General features: G+C 44.2%; 16 protein-coding genes and 1 riboswitch. Of the genes, 5 read left to right on the top strand and 11 right to left on the bottom strand.

The genetic code is table 11. From position 1 onward, the window contains the following. The coding region (locus RMZ95_RS31725; protein ID WP_409884291.1) for a hypothetical protein at nucleotides 1–212 on the top strand (212 nt) is incomplete at its 5' end. 29 nt (nucleotides 213–241) lie between these two features. On the opposite strand, the gene RMZ95_RS31720 is transcribed toward RMZ95_RS31725, so the two are convergent. From RMZ95_RS31720 to RMZ95_RS31695, 6 genes are all read right to left on the bottom strand, one after another. Then, the gene (locus tag RMZ95_RS31720) at nucleotides 242–658 is read right to left on the bottom strand and encodes a hypothetical protein (RefSeq protein WP_322684028.1); all 417 of its coding nucleotides are present in this window, start codon (nucleotides 656–658) and stop codon (nucleotides 242–244) included. Then, nucleotides 655–1788: an allophanate hydrolase gene (atzF, locus tag RMZ95_RS31715; protein ID WP_409884288.1), complete on the bottom strand. Its 1134-nt coding sequence runs from the start codon at nucleotides 1786–1788 to the stop codon at nucleotides 655–657. Before atzF ends, RMZ95_RS31720 begins: the two co-directional genes overlap by 4 nt. A 16-nt stretch (nucleotides 1789–1804) precedes the next feature. Continuing rightward, on the bottom strand, nucleotides 1805–2044 hold the full coding sequence (locus RMZ95_RS31710; protein WP_322684026.1) for a hypothetical protein: 240 nt from the start codon (nucleotides 2042–2044) through the stop codon (nucleotides 1805–1807). After that, nucleotides 2041–5637, bottom strand: coding sequence for an urea carboxylase (gene uca, locus RMZ95_RS31705; RefSeq protein ID WP_322684025.1), 3597 nt, complete (start codon nucleotides 5635–5637; stop codon nucleotides 2041–2043). The genes RMZ95_RS31710 and uca overlap by 4 nt, the downstream gene beginning before the upstream one ends. 223 nt (nucleotides 5638–5860) lie before the next feature. After that, nucleotides 5861–6502 carry an urea amidolyase associated protein UAAP2 gene (locus RMZ95_RS31700; RefSeq protein WP_322684024.1) on the bottom strand — a complete coding sequence of 214 codons (642 nt, stop codon included), beginning with the start codon at nucleotides 6500–6502 and terminating at the stop codon, nucleotides 5861–5863. 60 nt (nucleotides 6503–6562) lie between these two features. Continuing rightward, the gene (locus RMZ95_RS31695; RefSeq protein WP_322684023.1) at nucleotides 6563–7321 is read right to left on the bottom strand and encodes an urea amidolyase associated protein UAAP1; all 759 of its coding nucleotides are present in this window, start codon (nucleotides 7319–7321) and stop codon (nucleotides 6563–6565) included. A gap of 127 nt (nucleotides 7322–7448) precedes the next feature. Then, nucleotides 7449–7558, bottom strand: a riboswitch (guanidine-I (ykkC/yxkD leader). A 716-nt stretch (nucleotides 7559–8274) separates the two neighbouring features. Here RMZ95_RS31695 and RMZ95_RS31690 point away from each other — a divergent pair. The 3 genes from RMZ95_RS31690 to RMZ95_RS31680 all read left to right on the top strand — a co-directional run bounded on the left by RMZ95_RS31690 (nucleotide 8275) and on the right by RMZ95_RS31680 (nucleotide 11051). Then, on the top strand, nucleotides 8275–9333 hold the full coding sequence (locus RMZ95_RS31690; protein ID WP_322684041.1) for an ABC transporter substrate-binding protein: 1059 nt from the start codon (nucleotides 8275–8277) through the stop codon (nucleotides 9331–9333). Between the two features lie 110 nt (nucleotides 9334–9443). Beyond that, complete coding sequence (locus RMZ95_RS31685) at nucleotides 9444–10241, top strand: ABC transporter permease (RefSeq protein WP_322684022.1); 798 nt, start codon at nucleotides 9444–9446, stop codon at nucleotides 10239–10241. Nucleotides 10242–10280: 39 nt separating this feature from the next. Next, entirely contained in the window at nucleotides 10281–11051 is a 771-nt protein-coding gene (locus RMZ95_RS31680) for an ABC transporter ATP-binding protein (RefSeq protein ID WP_322684021.1), read from the top strand. Between the two features lie 111 nt (nucleotides 11052–11162). Here RMZ95_RS31680 and RMZ95_RS31675 read toward each other — a convergent pair whose 3' ends face one another. From RMZ95_RS31675 to RMZ95_RS31660, 4 genes are all read right to left on the bottom strand, one after another. Next, a complete protein-coding gene (locus RMZ95_RS31675; protein ID WP_322670138.1) occupies nucleotides 11163–11378 on the bottom strand; it encodes a hypothetical protein in 216 nt (71 codons plus the stop codon). Nucleotides 11379–11579: 201 nt separating this feature from the next. After that, on the bottom strand, nucleotides 11580–12152 hold the full coding sequence (locus RMZ95_RS31670; RefSeq protein ID WP_322684020.1) for a DUF3611 family protein: 573 nt from the start codon (nucleotides 12150–12152) through the stop codon (nucleotides 11580–11582). Nucleotides 12153–12350: 198 nt separating this feature from the next. Then, nucleotides 12351–12467 carry a glycoside hydrolase family 15 protein gene (locus RMZ95_RS31665; protein ID WP_409884293.1) on the bottom strand — a complete coding sequence of 39 codons (117 nt, stop codon included), beginning with the start codon at nucleotides 12465–12467 and terminating at the stop codon, nucleotides 12351–12353. Nucleotides 12468–12526: 59 nt separating this feature from the next. Then, entirely contained in the window at nucleotides 12527–12769 is a 243-nt protein-coding gene (locus RMZ95_RS31660; protein ID WP_322684019.1) for an SDR family NAD(P)-dependent oxidoreductase, read from the bottom strand. Nucleotides 12770–13194: 425 nt separating this feature from the next. Between RMZ95_RS31660 and RMZ95_RS31655 the strand changes: the two genes are divergently transcribed. After that, complete coding sequence (locus RMZ95_RS31655) at nucleotides 13195–14091, top strand: DUF3365 domain-containing protein (RefSeq protein WP_322684018.1); 897 nt, start codon at nucleotides 13195–13197, stop codon at nucleotides 14089–14091. Nucleotides 14092–14136: 45 nt separating this feature from the next. Here the strand turns inward: RMZ95_RS31655 and RMZ95_RS31650 are convergent, their stop codons facing one another. Next, a complete protein-coding gene (locus RMZ95_RS31650) occupies nucleotides 14137–16371 on the bottom strand; it encodes a caspase domain-containing protein (protein ID WP_322684017.1) in 2235 nt (744 codons plus the stop codon). Nucleotides 16372–16470 lie beyond the last annotated feature (99 nt).

The raw sequence follows: 16470 nt of genomic DNA, 5'->3' as shown, positions 1-16470 counted from the left end.
TGATTTTTCCCTACACCCAACACCCTACCCCCAACACCCTGCCCAGACGAGCTTTCAGCTTTACAAGCGTGCCATTCCACTCAAAGCCTAATACCAATTCACAATTAGCATCTTTTGAACCTAAGACTTTAGAGCAACCGCCAACAACGGGGAGAAAACGCCGGAAAAAACTGGCTATTTCTAAACCTACACCCCACACCCCAAACCTGTAACCCCGCCCCAACGGGGCTTGATCATCGCTTCAGGAATCTGACAAACTAGCAAGATAATTGCGCCACCCGCCATACTGGGAAATATCTTGTGCATCGGGAATCACATAGGGTTCACACAAAAATCCTTTGACTGAGGAACCGTCTCCCAGGTCTAAGGTGCCAATCACTAGGGGTGGGGGTACGGCGGCGACAAAAGTACCAAAGCCTTCTGCACTCAGTTGCCAAACTTCTATTTCAATGCCTACCCCAGAACCATCAAGAACTTTTATTAATCCAGGTTTGGGTGGTTGGGTATTGGCAAGGGCATAAAAGCGATAGGTAGAGGCGGTTTTGCAGGTTTTTAGTAGGGTGGCATGGCGCTCTTGCAGTTGATAGTTTAAGGGTTGTCCACTGAGATGAGCGCCAACAACAGCAATAGTAATCAGATTAGTGGATGTAATTGTCATGGGGAAATCTTTAGAGAAGTTGTTTTGCCATAAGTAACGCCCATCTGATGGTGATAGCGGATACCCAATTGGCACAGGGATAAATCTTGAAAACTTTGCCCGATTAAAGTGATGCCAGTAGGCAAACCGTTGGCACGAAAGCCAGAGGGAAGGGCGATCGCACACAAGTCCATCAAGTTGACAAAGTTGGTGTAGTAGCCCAGGTTAGTATTGAGAGCGATCGCATCAGCTTCTACTTCCGCTTTGGTGTAGATTGTCCCGGTGGTAGGTAACGCTAGAATGTTGACTTTTTGCCACTGCTGTGCTGCTTCTTGCTTGAGTGCTTCTAAAGCGTAAAAACCTTTGAAAGTATCTACTGCTGTGTAGCGTAAACCATTGCTAATTATTTGGCGGACAACGGGATGCATGGCATCAGCTTGAGTTTCAAAAAATGATTGGATAGCGGCGAGCCGTTCTGCTACCCAAGCACCGGAGTAGAGTAAATCAGCAGCTTGCTGAAAGGGCTGAAAATCAATTTCTCTAAGATTCCCGCCGATCGCTTTTAACCTCTGTAATCCTTGCTCATACAAATCTGCTGCGGCTGCATCACCGAAGAACTTCAATTGATCTGGCTTGGGGACTCCAAAGGAAAATGATGATGGAATTGCTGCGGTTTGTGGTGGAATTTGGCGAGAATAACTATCGCTGGCATCAAAGCCACCGGCAACTTGCCAGACGATCGCAGCATCTTGGCAATTCAATGTGAAAATGGAAACGCAATCGAGCGAACGACAGGCAGGCACTACGCCGGAAGTACTTAATACACCTCTGGTAGGCTTGAGTCCGACAATGTTGTTAAATGCTGCTGGAACTCGCCCAGAACCAGCTGTATCAGTGCCTAGAGAAAAGCTTACTAACCCCGCCGCGACTGCCACTGCCGAACCAGAACTAGAGCCACCGGAAATATAATCGTCGTGGAAAACACTGCTACAGGCTCCATAAGGCGATCGCACCCCAACTAACCCTGTGGCAAACTGATCGAGATTGGTTTTGCCGATCAAAATTGCCCCGGCTTGCAGTAAGCGATCGACTACCGTTGCCGTTTTTTCTGGGATATAGCTGTAGGCTGGACAGGCAGCAGTCGTGGGCATTTTCGCCACATCGATGTTAGTTATCTTTCACGGCGAAGGGGATACCGTAGAGGGGCAAGTCATCGAGATTGCTGTCAGCGAGAACTTGAGCTTGAGCGATCGCTTCTGCTTGTGGTAATAGATGAATCCAGACGGCATCGTTTCCCCGTGCAGCAATCCGGCGATAAATTTCCTCAATGACATCCGTTGGTTGCAATTGAGCGGTTCGATAAGCTGTAAGCAGCGATTCAATATCCAGGCTGATAAAGTCCGTCATGGTGCTTCTCCTCGGATAATTGCTAATATCTGTCCGGCGGTGACGAGTTGCCCCGGTTCGCAGAGGACTTCTACTACCGTTCCTGGATCGTCCGGTAACAGAGTCATTTCCTGTTTCATAGCTTCCAACACGATCGCACTCGTGTCTTCCGTAATGCGATCGCCTGGTTTAATTAACACCTGCCAGACATTTGCTGTTGTTGGGGCGGTTAGAGCGTAGCAATTATCAGGAATAGTTGTTGTTGCTGCTGGTGGGGGATCGGCGGCGACAAGTGTGTTTTCATCTTCGGCTGTAGCTGTCCAGCGATCGCGTTCTTCTCGAAAGGCAATTCGCTGGCGGGTTTGGCATTTCGTTGTTTCTTGGGCAATTTCTTGCAAAAACTGTTGATAGTCGCCAAATTTAAACGTGGTTTCTTCAACTTTTAGTTTGAACTTGCCTTCAATAAAATCCTCTCGGTGGCGCATTAACTCCTCGTGAGAAACTGGATAAAACCGAATTTGATCGAAGAATCGCAATAGCCACGGTTTACCATCTTTAAAATCTGCGGTTTGTTTGTAGCGATTCCACATCTGCACGGTGCGTCCAACAAACTGATAGCCACCCGGCCCCTCCATGCCATAAACGCAGAGATATGCACCACCGATGCCGACTGCATTCTCAGGAGTCCAGGTACGGGCTGGATTGTATTTTGTGGTGACGAGGCGATGACGCGGATCGAGCGGGACTGCCACTGGCGCACCGAGATAAACATCGCCTAAGCCCATCACTAAGTAACTGGCATTAAAAAGAATTTCTTTAACTTCTGCAATGCTACCCAGTCCATTAATCCGCCGAATAAATTCAATATTGTTAGGACACCACGGTGCATCTTTTCGCACCGACTGCATATATTTTTGAATGGCTAGTTGAGTAGATTCATCATCCCAGGATAACGGCAGATGTACAATACGAGTTGGCACTTCTAGATCGGAAATATCCGGTAGATGAGATTCGATGTTTTGTAATGCGGTAACTAAATTTGATTGCGAAATGATGCGGCTATCGTAGTGAATTTGTAGCGATCGCATTCCCGGCGTTAATTCCAAAATCCCATCAATGGGGTTCTTTTGCAAATGAACCATTAACTCATGCACCCGGAAACGCAACTTTAAATCCAGTACCAAATCTCCGTATTCAATCAGCAAATATTTATCACTAGCTTGACGGTAGATAACGGCAATTTGCTGATCATCGGCGGGAATTTCTGCCACAATCGCGTGATATTCGGAACCGTCAGCCTCCAGCGTCACCGCTTCCCCTGCTTGTAAGGTTTCGATTTGCCGATCCAACTGTAATTCTTGTTGCAATGCTTGCTCAAAGGTGAGGCGACGGAATTGTACTGTGTTACCCGGTTTGAGTTGCCCAATTTTCCAGAGTTCTGCTTCGGCGATCGTTGCTGGACAGACAAAACCGCCTAAACTCGGCCCATCCAAACCCAGGATAATTGGCATATCTCCGGTAAAATCGATTGTACCAATGGCATAAGCATTGTCGTGAATATTAGAAGGATGTAGCCCCGCTTCACCGCCATCTTGCCGCGCCCAGGTTGGTTTTGGCCCAATCAAGCGAATTCCTGTTCGTGCTGAGTTGTAATGTACTTCCCAATGAGTATTGAAAAAAGTCTCGATGTCTGCATCGGTGAAGAAATCTGGCGCACCGTGAGGCCCATACAAAACGCCAATTTCCCAATGATTTGAGTAGGTGGGAATCAATTCCGGGGAAATGGGCTGCGGTTGGGACGTAGAGGGATGCAATTTCAAGACATCGCCCACCTGTAAGGCTCTGCCGCCATGTCCGCCAAACCCACCCAGAGTAAAAGTTGCTTTACTGCCTAAATAATCGGGTACATCAAACCCGCCTTGCACGCTAATATATGTACGGAAACCATCGCCCTGAATGTTGCCCAACCGTAGCGTACTTCCTGCTTTTACCGGAACTGCCGTCCAATAGGAAATCGGCTGTTTATCTAGGGTAGCTTTCATCTGCGCTCCCGTGAGGCAAATTACCGTGTCGCAATTGAAGCGTAGAGCGGGGCCAGATAGCGTACACTCCAACCCAGCTGCCGATTCTGAATTGCCTAAAATCCGGTTGCCCAACCGAAACGCTAGAGAATCCATAGGGCCAGAGGGCGGTACCCCGACATTCCAGTAGCCCACTCGTCCAGGATAATCTTGAATGGTGGTCATTGTGCCTGCAACTAGCACATCAATTGTGTGAGGGCGATAGGTAAAGGTATTAGTAAATTTTGTGGTAATATTGCCCTGAATAAACGTCGAATCGGCAATAATTTGGCGCAGATATTCCAAATTGGTTTCAATGCCGTCGATGCGAGATTGGGCGAGGGCAGTTTGGAGAATAGCGATCGCATCTTCTCTTGTTTCTCCATGCACAATTACCTTCGCCAACAAGGGATCGTAAAACGGCGACACTTTTGTGCCAGTCGCAATCCAAGTATCGCAGCGAATATCAGGAGCAAACTGCACTTGGGTTAACTCACCCGAACTCGGCTGAAAATTTTTATTTGGATCTTCGGCATACACCCGCACCTGAATTGAATGCCCTTGCGGTTGGTACTGGTAGGATGTCAACTCCAGCGACTCGCCCGCTGCCTGACGCACCATCCACTCTACTAAATCCACACCTGTAATCGCTTCTGTTACGCCATGTTCCACTTGTAAGCGAGTATTCACCTCTAAAAAGTAGAACTGTTGGGTATCTACATCGTAGATAAACTCAACCGTACCAGCCGATTGATAGCGAATTCCCTGGCCGAGTTTAACGGCAGACTCATACAAGCGCTGCCGCAGAGTATCACTAATGTTCGGTGCAGGGGCTTCTTCGATGACTTTTTGATTGCGCCGTTGCGTTGAACAATCGCGTTCACCAAGGGCAACGACATTTCCTTCACCATCACCAAAGATTTGCACTTCAATGTGCCGCGCCCGTTCGATGTATTTTTCTAAAAATACTCCACTTTGACTAAAATTATTCCGACTTAACCGTTGGACATTTTCAAATAAGTCTGCCAAAGTGTCTTCACTGCGGCACAACTGCATTCCAATACCGCCACCCCCTGCGGTACTTTTGATCATCACAGGGTAGCCAATTTCTGCTGCTGCCTGTTTCACCTCTTGCAAATTATCTAGCAACAAACTACCGGGGACAAGTGGGACTCCAGCAGCTTGTGCGATCGCTCTTGCTTCATGTTTGAGTCCAAATCGCCGCAGTTGATCGGGTGTGGGGCCAATAAAGACAATCCCTGCTTCAGCACAAGCTTCGGCAAACGCCACATTCTCGCTCAAAAAGCCATAGCCGGGATGAATCGCCTCAGCACCGGTTGCTTGTGCTGCCGCCAAAATCGCCTCAGTCCGAAGATAACTTTGCGCCGCCGCAGCTTCTCCCACACAGACAGCTTCCCCAGCCGCAGCAACATGGGCAGCATGGGCATCGGCTTGGGAGTAAACTGCAACCGAGGCAATACCGAGGCGATCGAGGGTGCGAATAATCCGGCAAGCAATTTCACCGCGATTAGCAATCAAAACTTTGTTGAACATCAGCGCTAAGATAATTCGTAATTCGTAATTCGTAATTCGTAATTACGCTCGCGGACTCTTTCGCGCTACGCTAACGTAATTAAGTTTTGTAGGGTGTGTTACGCCGCAGGCTAACGCACCTTACTAAGCTAAAAATCTTTTAATTTGCATCCTCAAAAAAAGGAATCTCTTGTGGGGTGGGCATCTTGCCCGCCCTAGTTGTACAAATTAAATGCGCGATAGCCTACACTGCGTCCCAAACAATTAACCGGATTGGTGTGGGATTGTAAGCATTGCACGGGTTGTTGATTTGCGGACAGTTAGAAATCAACACCATCACATCCATCTCTGCCCGCAAATCGACGATCTTCCCGGCTTCTGAAATACCATCGACAATTTCCAACGTGCCGTCTTCGCTAACGGGAACATTCATATAGAAATTCACATTACTAACGAGATCGCGTTTGTTCATCTCGTATTTGCTCAGTTCCAGCAAATAATTCTCGACACAAGCGTGCAGATGCTTCTTGTGCAATCCATAACGCACTGAGTTGCTTTCCATACTACAGGCTCCACCCAAGGTATCGTGTTTGCCACACTGATCGTGGATGACAGTCATCATCACGTTGCCTTCGTTGGAAATCAACTGAGTGCCTGTAGTAATGAAAATGTTGCCTTGACGGACAATGGTATCGGGAGCGCTATAACGCTCTGAGGAATCATAAGCGTTGTAAAATAATGTATCAACGGCTTGATTGCCTAGTAAGTCGATAATCCGTAAAATTTGCCCTTTTTTGATGATTTTAGACCAGGGCTGACGGGCAGCCAACTCGCGATCGTAAATTGCTGTTGCTGGATCGAGTTCAATGGGTAATGTTGCGACCATAATTAGGACTCCTGTGCTATTTTCAAATGCAAAAAAATTAAGTTACAGATTCCAGCCCAACTACTCTTGAGCAAACAACGCATCAGTGTTAGTGAAACCACGAATCACTTGTTCGTTTGCAGTGCGGCACAGATCGTCCGGTGCAGATGCAGGCGATTTCCAAACAGTAAGCTGAATTGGCTTAGGCTTGTAGACTGTATCGGGGTGCAATACATGGGGACAGTTGGAAATAATTACCAATACATTCATTTCCGCCCGCAAATCAATAAAACTGCCGGGTTTTTCCTCGCCTGCGACATATTCCAAATCCCCATTCGGACGCACTGCCACCCGGCTAAATAAATTAAGGTTAGGCATTAAGTCTTTGCGAGTTAAACCACGCTTGCCCAAAGCCTTAAGGAAATTGTTGCGAGAGTTGTTGTAATCGCTTTCGCCATATTTGTTGTAAGGGCCTTCGCCATATTTTGCAGCGTTGCTAGCAGCATTGCTGCAACCACAGATGAGATCGTGATAGCCGGAGGTATCCTCTGTGATGGAGAACAAAATGCGTCCCATGTCAGAGTAAATTACCATGCCCTTTTTCAGGAAGGCGTTGAACTGAATCTTGGCGGTATCTGCCACATTAACCCGCTCAATTGGGCTATCCGCGTTGTAGCAAATCATCGAAACACCGTGAGATCCTTCCAAATCAGTTACACGCAGAGTATTTCCCCGTTTGATCGCGTAATGCCAATACGCACCACCAGGCAGCTTTTCATCAAGCAAAATCAGGCTCGGATCGATTACCCCCATATTCGGCAGAACAGATGCTTGCACCATATAAATCCTCTTGTTACGGTTGGACGATCGGTTTAGGAATTGCCAAAGGCTCAACCTCTGGAATTGAAGAAACGATTGACTCAAATAACAAAGCCCAGGAGATTACCAATACAGTCATACTGTCTGGCTCTCCCGGGCTTTTTTCCCGCCGTGTGACCGACTCGCTCAGAGTCGGCTGCTTCTCTTGGACCAGCCATCACACACAAAGGCGCGATCGGAACCCTAGAAGCTCATCCTTATTCAGTTTGTAATTTGAGTTTGCTAAACTTCGACAATATTGTAAATAGGGCGTTTCCTATTTAGGTTAGCATTTTTACACAATATTTGTTCATTATGTTTTTAGCAGGAGTAATCAAAGAAATTTGTATCTGTAATTACTTTTTAACAGTCTTGTGCAGCTAAAAATTATCTGAATCTGCTCTTGAAAAGCAATAAAGTGGCAGGCGCGATCGCTCTGGAGCAGCGATCGCTTTTTTGAAAAAAACCATGCAAATATCAACAAATCCTCACCTTTTATTTAATTATCGTATCATTTAATACAATTTGGGAATTCACTCGTTGTTAGAGTGTTCGGTGAAAAGAAAAAACAAATGTAGGTTTTCAGTATTCTACTTGTTCTAGATAGTAGGTTCTTAAATGAGCAATTGTCTGGACAATTTAAAAGTTTAATTGAACGCAAAATTTATAGACTTCTAGGGTTCCGGTTTGGGTTAAACGGAGCAAGTGTTGAACTTGTTTCTGGATTAGATACAAATGCTGGTCCAAGAGAAGTCGGTAAGCTAATTGGTTGTGAATTTTGAGCGCCTAATTAGTTTATTACACGGCGGGGGAAAAGCCCGGGAGGAAGTTTTCAGCTATTAAATGCTGAATGATTCTTTCCGGGCTTTGTTATATCAATTCGAGTTTATTGCCCTTTACCTTATTATTTGCAATTAAAAAATATTATTTTGCCTATGAAAAAGCGATCGCTCCTCACAACTTGCCTGTTATTTTTAATTGTTATGTCTTTAGCTGTAAGCTGCACAAACCCAGCAGTATATATTAAAACTACCACCGAAGCCGAGGCAGCAGCAGCCGTTAACAGCAAAGCTAGAACGATAAACTTGGGCTTTAGCGCTTGGCCGGGTTGGTTTCCCTGGCAAGTTGCTCAAGAGCAAGGAATTTTTAAAACTAAAAATACAACCGTTAACCTTAAGTGGTTCGATGGCTACCTTGAATCCATTAGCACCCTTGCAGCCGGACAAATTGATGCCAATAGTCAAACCCTTGGTGATACGCTCAGTTCGGTAGCAGGAGGCGCAGATCAAGTCGTGGTGCTAGTCAACGACAACTCAACCGGCAACGATAAAGTCATCGTCGCAGGAGGAATCAACAGCGTTGCAGATTTGCGTGGTAAAAAAGTGGCTGCCGAAGAAGGCACCGTCGATCACTTTTTGCTGTTGCTGGGCATGAAAAAAGCTGGCTTAACGCCCCAAGACATTCAGTTTGTGCCTTTGGAAACAGGAAAAGCGGCTGCTGCTTTTGCTGCCGGTCAAGTTGATGCAGTTGCCGTTTTTGCACCGTTTACAACACAGGCATTGCAGCGATCGGGTAGTAAAGAATTGTTCAGTTCTAAAGACTTTCCGGGTGCAATTTCCGATCACTTGGTCGTGTCGCGTAAATTTTTGAATGAACATCCCAAAGAAATTCAGACACTTGTTGATTCTTGGTTTGCCACGCTTGATTACATCCGGGAAAACCAGGATCGTGCCTACATCATCATGTCAAAACGGGCAGGTGTGCCAGTTGAGGAATACAAACAATATGCCGATGGTACGCGCCTTTTCACAGTTGAAGAAAATCTGAAAGCTTTTCAACCTGGCAACAACATGGCTTCTTTACTGTATGCTACCGAGCAAATGAGCCAATTTCTGATTGATGTGGGGTTGGCGAAAAACAAACCGAATACAACATTTTTATTTGACGATCGCTTCGTTAAAGCCTATATACAAAAGCGAACTAAGTCTGGATAAAACTAGCAAATTCGGTGTTACTTGTCTGCCTGAATCCCTCACCCCAAATTTAAACGATGAGCCACAGCACTCCGCCTCGCTCGCTCCAACCATTCACCAAACCAAAAACCATGAAATCTACGGTTTTTTGGCGGCTGGTCGAAGATATCCCTAAGCCCCTTTATACAGTATTAACCATTACTTCGATTGCCCTGCCACTATTGCTCTGGTGGGCAGTAACCAGCTTCGGCAACATCGATCCCAAGTTTTTGCCAACGCCAGCGAAAGTTGCAGAAGCCTTTGAGCGCTTGTGGATGACACGCGAACTGCTCAAAGACACTGTAGCAAGTCTTTGGCGGGTTGCTGTTGGCTTTTTGTTAGCAGCAAGTTTCTCAATTCCAGTCGGGATTTTGATGGGGAGTTTTCCCAGCATTCGCGCTTTATTAGAGCCGCTATTTGGTCTAATGCGCTATATGCCTGCACCCGCCTTTATTCCACTGCTGATTCTCTACTTGGGCATTGGCGAAGAACCGAAAATTATGCTGATTTTCATCGGCGTGTTTTTCTTCAATACGTTGATGGTGATGGATACTGTAAAGTTTGTGCCTAAAGAGTTGGTTGAAGCAACCTATATGCTGGGTGGCGATCGCTGGGCAACACTAACTCAGGTGATTTTACCGCACGTTCTTCCCGGCATTTTGGATGCCTGCCGGATAAACTTAGCTGCCGCTTGGCAGCTTGTGATTGTATCAGAATTAATTGCCGCAAACGAAGGATTAGGAAGACGCATCAGCGTTGCTGGTCGATTTTTACGAACCGATGAAATCTTTGTTGGACTAATTGTGATTGGCATCATCGGATTGACATTTGATTTGTTATTTCAGTATCTGCTTCGCGTCACCTGCAAGTGGACAAATCAGCAGCGATAAACAACTCGATAGAACATTTAACCTAGAGAGGCTAAACCAATGTTTTTACAAGTCAATAAGCTCAACAAACACTTTTCGACTCAATCCGGTACGCTCGTAGTTCTCAAAGATATTAACATGGCAATCGAGCAGGGCGAATTTATTTGCGCGGTCGGTGCCTCCGGTTCCGGCAAATCCACGCTACTCCGCCAAATTGCTGGACTCGATAGCCCGACATCGGGAGAAGTACGCATTGATGGCAAGCAGATCGCTGGCCCAGGCCCCGATCGCGGCATGGTGTTTCAGAACTACACGCTCTATCCCTGGATGAACGTGCAAGAAAATACCGAGTTTGGACTCAAGCTACAAGGCGTTCCTAAAAAAGAGCGACGCGAACAGGCAAGCTACTTTCTCAGCATTGTCGGCTTGTCCCGCTTTAGCGGTTTGCTGCCCAAGGAGCTATCGGGTGGGATGAAGCAACGTGTTGCGATCGCCCGCGCCCTTGCATCTGAACCTAAAGTGTTGCTCATGGATGAGCCGTTTGGTGCGCTCGATATCCACACTAAAGAATCAATGCATGAATTTATACTTGACCTCTGGCAGCGCACCAACATTACAATTTTCATGATTACCCACGATGTCGAGGAAGCCGTTTTCCTGTCCAACCGCATCTATGCCTTGGGTGCTTGTCCTGGCACAGTACGCAAGGTGATGACCATCAATTTGCCGGAGCGTAGCCCCACGATCAAGCGTCATTCCACCTTCCACGACTATCGAGATGAACTGATGGATCTGCTGCGGCAACATGGCAAGGAAGCCGTTGCAGCATAAGATAAAAAATGGTTCAATGCTTTCGCCAAATACAGAGTATGAAGCAAGCCAAAGTCGATCGACTACATAGAGGGCAAGGAGCTAAATTAGAAACGCTCACTTTTTCTGTTCTCAATACCGCTTAGAGTTTAACCGAACTGTATTGAGTGTAGTTGTACTTATATTATTAGTGACTAACACGACTTCACTAAGAAACAGTTCATCCCGATTTAGCCATCGCTCGAAAATCGAATCGCGCTCATCATCAATGGCTCGATCGAAATGTGGTGAGAAATCCGGGCTAACCCGCTTCCCCGACTCCAGCGATCGCCGTGACTGGTTAGACAAACTCAGTTGCTCTAGGTTCTAAAATTCATGCCAGAGATTCATCAAATGGAATGGTGAGGTTGAATATCGCCTTAATATGCGGTGCCTGGAGCTTGGAGAAATCTACTGGTATGCCAACCCAAAAATATTAAGTGGAGACAGGCTCTTGTGCAGAGGAGCAGGGGAGCAGAGGAGAGTTCAAATACCAAGTTCCAAGCAGGGCTATTGATCCAACCAGTTAAGCAACCCAAGCGAAGTAGCGCCTCCTACAAAATGAGCGCCAATCAGATTGACGTTTGCTAAAACCACAAAAATATCTAGGGAACGAATGACATTTTCAGGTCTATAGACTGCCACTCCTTGAGGCAGAGCTAGAGTTTTCGATAGTACAGCAATAACGGTCACTTCAGCTGCTAAAAAAGCTAATAACAGTCCGATCGCACTAACAATTAAGCCAATTTGTAAGACTTGAATCACGTCCTGTTTGCTTGGATGTAATTCACGATTAGGCGACTGTAAAAGTTTGTCTAAACGCCTGTATCGGTTCACCCAATAGAGTCGGAAACACAGCACTAAAATTCCCATAGTTCCCAAAAATACTCCAAAAGCCATAACCGAATTTGTTGTAGTTTGGGGAGTGAGATTACGGCTAAATATAGCCAATAACAAAGCCAAGCTAGAAATAGCACCTAGCGCTAACTGTAGCCAAAAGCTAATCGGTCTGACTATATGAAAAGTAGCTGCGAATTTTTGCTTAGTTGGTACAGGTAGGTATGAATTTAAATCATTTGTCATTTTCCTCTCCTTAGCCCTAATACAATATCTTTAATTAAAAACTCATTACCCAAAATTAACTGATATCTTGTAACTTCTTTTCTCCCTTAAGTATTATTTGAGATAATTCCAGCCAAGCCTAAGTATAATAAAGAGACACTTCCTACTACACGCAACACTATGTTGATTTCAGGAAGTTTCAAGAACCTTATTCAAATTTCATGCAGCGCTAATCAGTGCCAGATGGGTAAACGCTTGCGGAAAGTTTCCCATCGCCTCACCAGTGGCACCGATCTCTTCGGCGTATAACCCCAGATGAGTCGCATAACTGAGCATCTCTTCAAACTTCAGTCGTGCTTCGATCGAGCGAGCCGGATCGATCCGTCCAGCGCGAGTCAATCCATAAACTGCGCCGCTTCAGTGGTAAACCCAATGTCTGGATACACGCCGGCATTATCGATCAAAACATCTAAGCGCTCAATCTTTTGGTGCAGGGTTTTTATTGCTCGATCGATAGAGCGATCGTCAGTGATATCCAATTCGATGGGAATTACTTTTCTTTGTAGTTTCTCAGATGCAAGTTTGGCGTTATCAAAGGAGCGCGAAGTAATAATCACTTCTATTTCTATAGGACTCATATTTGATTTTTGCGAGGCTAGGTACACCTTTATTCCTTCTTCCCAGTCCCCATTACCCCTTATCCCCAGAGGGGGCCCCACCATCCCCAGTCCCTAGTCCCTACGATTAATTCAGAAATCAAATCGGATTGCTATAGTTTGGGAGTTATTGTTGTAGACAATCTCAAAATTGATATTAATAAGCGACAAGTCTATAAAGCAGGTGGGCGGATTCATCAACGGGTGTAGAGTACACCTGGTTTTCTCACAAAGCCAGAGAAAAGAAGAGTCAAAAACTGCCAAAATGTCTTTTATCTATCCTCAAAGACTTGTTTTGATTATCTGTCTATTATTAAATATTTGTCTTTCCTAAGCTACATGAATCACTCGTTTAGGATTGCTATAGTTATAGTATATTACTAAAACCTTAAATACTAAAAATAGTTATGAAAATTGGAACAAAAGTCAATTTAATTGTAATAATAGCTTTTCTCGGTGGGATTTTAATTAGTGGTACTGCTTTATCGAGCGTTCTTGAACAAAAGGCAGAACAAGAGGTGTCTTCTCAAGCAATAATTGCCATGCAAATTGCAAATTCACTTAGAGAATATACCAATGACCGCGTACAACCATTATTGTTACCGAAAGTAGACACTCAAGAACAATTTATTCCAGAAGTTATTCCAACATTCTCTGTTAGAGAAACTTTTGAAATTTTACGTAAAACCCAAGGATTTAGCAATTTTATCTACAAAGATGCTGCGCCAAACCCCACAAATATGAGGGATATGGCGGACAAATTTGAAGCCGATATTATTAATAAATTTAATCAACAACCAGAGTTAAAAAGTCTATCCGGTTTCCGAAATGTATTTGAAAATAAATTATTTTATACCGCTCGACCTTTTAGAGTTGGCGAACAAAGTTGTCTGCGTTGCCATAGCGCTCCCGAAGTGGCTCCTCAAAGTCAATTAGTAACCTATGGAAAAGAACATGGGTTTGGGTGGAAGTTTAATCAAATTGTTGCCACTCAAATTGTTTATGTTCCGGCTGAGGAAATTTTTAAAACTGCTCAGTGGTCTTTTTATCTAATCTTAGGACTTTTAGGGATTATTTTTACAATCATCGTTATTATTATTAATTTCTTGTTAAAAAAGACAGTGCTACAGCGTCTTAAAAGAATGGCTAATGTGGCAGAAAAAGTGAGTATCGGTGATATGGATGCCAATTTTGGTAAACAAGACAAAGATGAAATAGGAGCGTTGGCGGACGCTTTTAACCGGATGAAGTATAGTTTAGAAATTGCTCTGAGTATGTTAAATAATAATACCAATACTAGATAGATATACTTTTCTGCCGCAAGCTGCTAGCGATAAATGTTCACTAACTTATTTTAATTTACCAAGCATCCTATGTTCAAACTCTAAAGCCTTCTGCTTATTAGAAATTTTTGCTGCCAACTTGCTTACAAATTCTAGTACGGAAATTTGCGGTTCAGATTTCAAAATCTTTTGAGTTAAAAAATTAGCAATTGGTCCAACTGCATAGGCTAACTCGCGCTCACATTTACTGATAAATCTGGGATCAATGCCTGAAGAATTATCTGACGTGGTTTTAGATGCAACAGGAGATTGTTTTAAAATAGCTATTGCTTGCTGCTCAAAACTTTGTTGCTGTTCTGGTAACAAGTAAAAGGTTAATTGTTCTACTAATTCTTTAGAGTTAGTTACCTTTTTTAAAGTTCTTTTTAAAATGGTAAGCGCAATCGACCCTAATGATAGCTTCAGCAACTGTTCTAATTTAGAATACTGTTCTGAGTCTAGCTTGAAATTTAATTGAGGTTGTGTTTTTTCTAAATAATCAGCAGCAATAGGAGCAGCAACAGAGACGGGATGATTTGGAAATGGCTGGGAAGCAAATTCTAGTTTGGGTAAATTATTAACGTCTTTGGGCAGTAAATTTTCCTGATTTCCCTGTTTGTTTTCCTCGTTTAATGGTACTTCCTTTGCTTGTAAATCTTGAAAAACTATACCAATATTACCCGGTAAAATATCAATGACTGTTTGTGTAGCTAATAGCCAGACATCAAGTTCGACACCTTTTGCTGATAAATGCGTTTGTAATTGAGTAATCCATTTGGCAATTGATAACCCAACTTGCGGATTGGCTGCAATCAGTGTTTCTAGAAGTGTTTGAGAAAATAGTTCTGGCTCCTCTGCTGTGGAAGCACCGATAATTATACATTGTCCCTGTTCCGTGCCGCTATGCAAATCTTCTATCCAGTTGTTTAGGGAAGTAGCCTCAGGACAATCCAGAATAATTATTTGTTGAGACTTTGCAGCGCGTCGTAACTCGTGTCTTAGCCAAGAACGACTTAGACGCATTCCATCGCCTAAAACTAACCAGGCTTCTCCATCTTCGATTTCCTCGATGTGCCCCCGTAAGTATAATAAGGAGGTTGGTGTATTTTTGATTGTTCCTAACTGCGAAACGGATTTAGTTGCTGATTCACTACTCCAATGTAGAAAGTTTTGGATTGTTGCTCGTATTTCTGACCAAGATTTGCCTTGCTGAGGAAAAAATTCTACCTCAAAGCCGCCAGCCCCAGCAAATAGCCGACTCAAGTCTGTTGTAGTTTTCTTATTTGCAAGTCCATCGATTACCAGCGCCCGTCGCTGTTTGTGAGATTCAACCGCATCAGGTTTGAATCCAAGAATTAATTCTCCTACTCCTTCCACAATTCGTTTGGGTGTTTGCAGGGGATATTCTGGATGGAGTTTACTGTCCCCACGATCGAGCTTTTGCTGATTAATCAGACGCAGTTGCTGATTTAATTTATCAATATATTGCAGCGTCTGGCGATAAACATATTTGTAAAGACCGTCGGCTTCGATGACACCCTGTGAGTCAGCGGCTTCACCTAATAGCCCCTGCATTAAGTAGTAAGTAAATAAACCATGCCCTAGTTCTGGAAATTCCCAGGATTGTTGTCCTCGATCGCATGATAGTAAGGCACAAAATCCTTTACTTTGTGATGCACGTTGTTGTAACACCTTCATGAAGGTTGGGGCACAATTAAATAAATTATCAGAGATGTTTCCGTCTCTAGCACTACCAGCGTTTCCCCTTAATAACTTGAAGTCTCCACTATGACAGGTGTCTAAACAAACTATTTGCTGATTTGCCGCAGTACCCTCCAACATCTGTAATAATTCTTGCAAATCCAAGCCCGTATTCAGCAAGTCATCTTTGCGAGTATCTGCTAAACAAAGTACAGCCTGCTGAGTATTAGGCTCTAACATGCCATGTCCAGAAAAATATAGCAGAAGCGAATCCTCGGATCGAGTTTGCGAAACAATTTGTCGCAGGCTGCGACGAATTGTTTCCAAGGTCGGCGGTTGTGCCGCCAAATCATTATGAATAATTACTTCTTTATTAGGAAACCCCTGTGTAGCTTTTATTAGTGCTTCTTTTAACCCTTGGCAATCCACAGCTGGGTAACGCAAAGAAGGTAAGCCCGAATCTTGGTAATCGTTAACACCTACTAATAAAATCCAGAGCTTGGCTTTTCCTGTTTTTAGTGTATTATCTGAGTAACTAGAACCAACAGCTATTGGAGACATTTTTGCTAGTTTTATCCTAAAATTACTGTTTATAATTAACTTTTTTAAAGTTATACTAAACTCAAAATCTCCGAAAGGCGTTACTTGAAAAAATTACTT

Origin of the sequence: Nostoc sp. DedQUE07, assembly GCF_034530975.2 — a bacterium.
GTDB lineage: Bacteria > Cyanobacteriota > Cyanobacteriia > Cyanobacteriales > Nostocaceae > Nostoc.
This window is presented reverse-complemented; position numbering and strand designations above follow the sequence as displayed.

Bases quoted from the DNA above. Each gene is read 5' to 3' on its own strand.
- atzF (WP_409884288.1), bottom strand. From the start codon at position 1,788: ATGCCCACGACTGCTGCCTGTCCAGCCTACAGCTATATCCCAGAAAAA.
- RMZ95_RS31660 (WP_322684019.1), bottom strand. From the start codon at position 12,769: ATGAGTCCTATAGAAATAGAAGTGATTATTACTTCGCGCTCCTTTGAT.
- RMZ95_RS31680 (WP_322684021.1), top strand. From the start codon at position 10,281: ATGTTTTTACAAGTCAATAAGCTCAACAAACACTTTTCGACTCAATCC.
- RMZ95_RS31695 (WP_322684023.1), bottom strand. From the start codon at position 7,321: ATGGTGCAAGCATCTGTTCTGCCGAATATGGGGGTAATCGATCCGAGC.
- uca (WP_322684025.1), bottom strand. From the start codon at position 5,637: ATGTTCAACAAAGTTTTGATTGCTAATCGCGGTGAAATTGCTTGCCGG.
- RMZ95_RS31655 (WP_322684018.1), top strand. From the start codon at position 13,195: ATGAAAATTGGAACAAAAGTCAATTTAATTGTAATAATAGCTTTTCTC.
- RMZ95_RS31710 (WP_322684026.1), bottom strand. From the start codon at position 2,044: ATGACGGACTTTATCAGCCTGGATATTGAATCGCTGCTTACAGCTTAT.
- RMZ95_RS31690 (WP_322684041.1), top strand. From the start codon at position 8,275: ATGAAAAAGCGATCGCTCCTCACAACTTGCCTGTTATTTTTAATTGTT.
- RMZ95_RS31665 (WP_409884293.1), bottom strand. From the start codon at position 12,467: ATGCTCAGTTATGCGACTCATCTGGGGTTATACGCCGAAGAGATCGGT.
- RMZ95_RS31670 (WP_322684020.1), bottom strand. From the start codon at position 12,152: ATGACAAATGATTTAAATTCATACCTACCTGTACCAACTAAGCAAAAA.
- RMZ95_RS31685 (WP_322684022.1), top strand. From the start codon at position 9,444: ATGAAATCTACGGTTTTTTGGCGGCTGGTCGAAGATATCCCTAAGCCC.
- RMZ95_RS31700 (WP_322684024.1), bottom strand. From the start codon at position 6,502: ATGGTCGCAACATTACCCATTGAACTCGATCCAGCAACAGCAATTTAC.
- RMZ95_RS31650 (WP_322684017.1), bottom strand. From the start codon at position 16,371: ATGTCTCCAATAGCTGTTGGTTCTAGTTACTCAGATAATACACTAAAA.
- RMZ95_RS31720 (WP_322684028.1), bottom strand. From the start codon at position 658: ATGACAATTACATCCACTAATCTGATTACTATTGCTGTTGTTGGCGCT.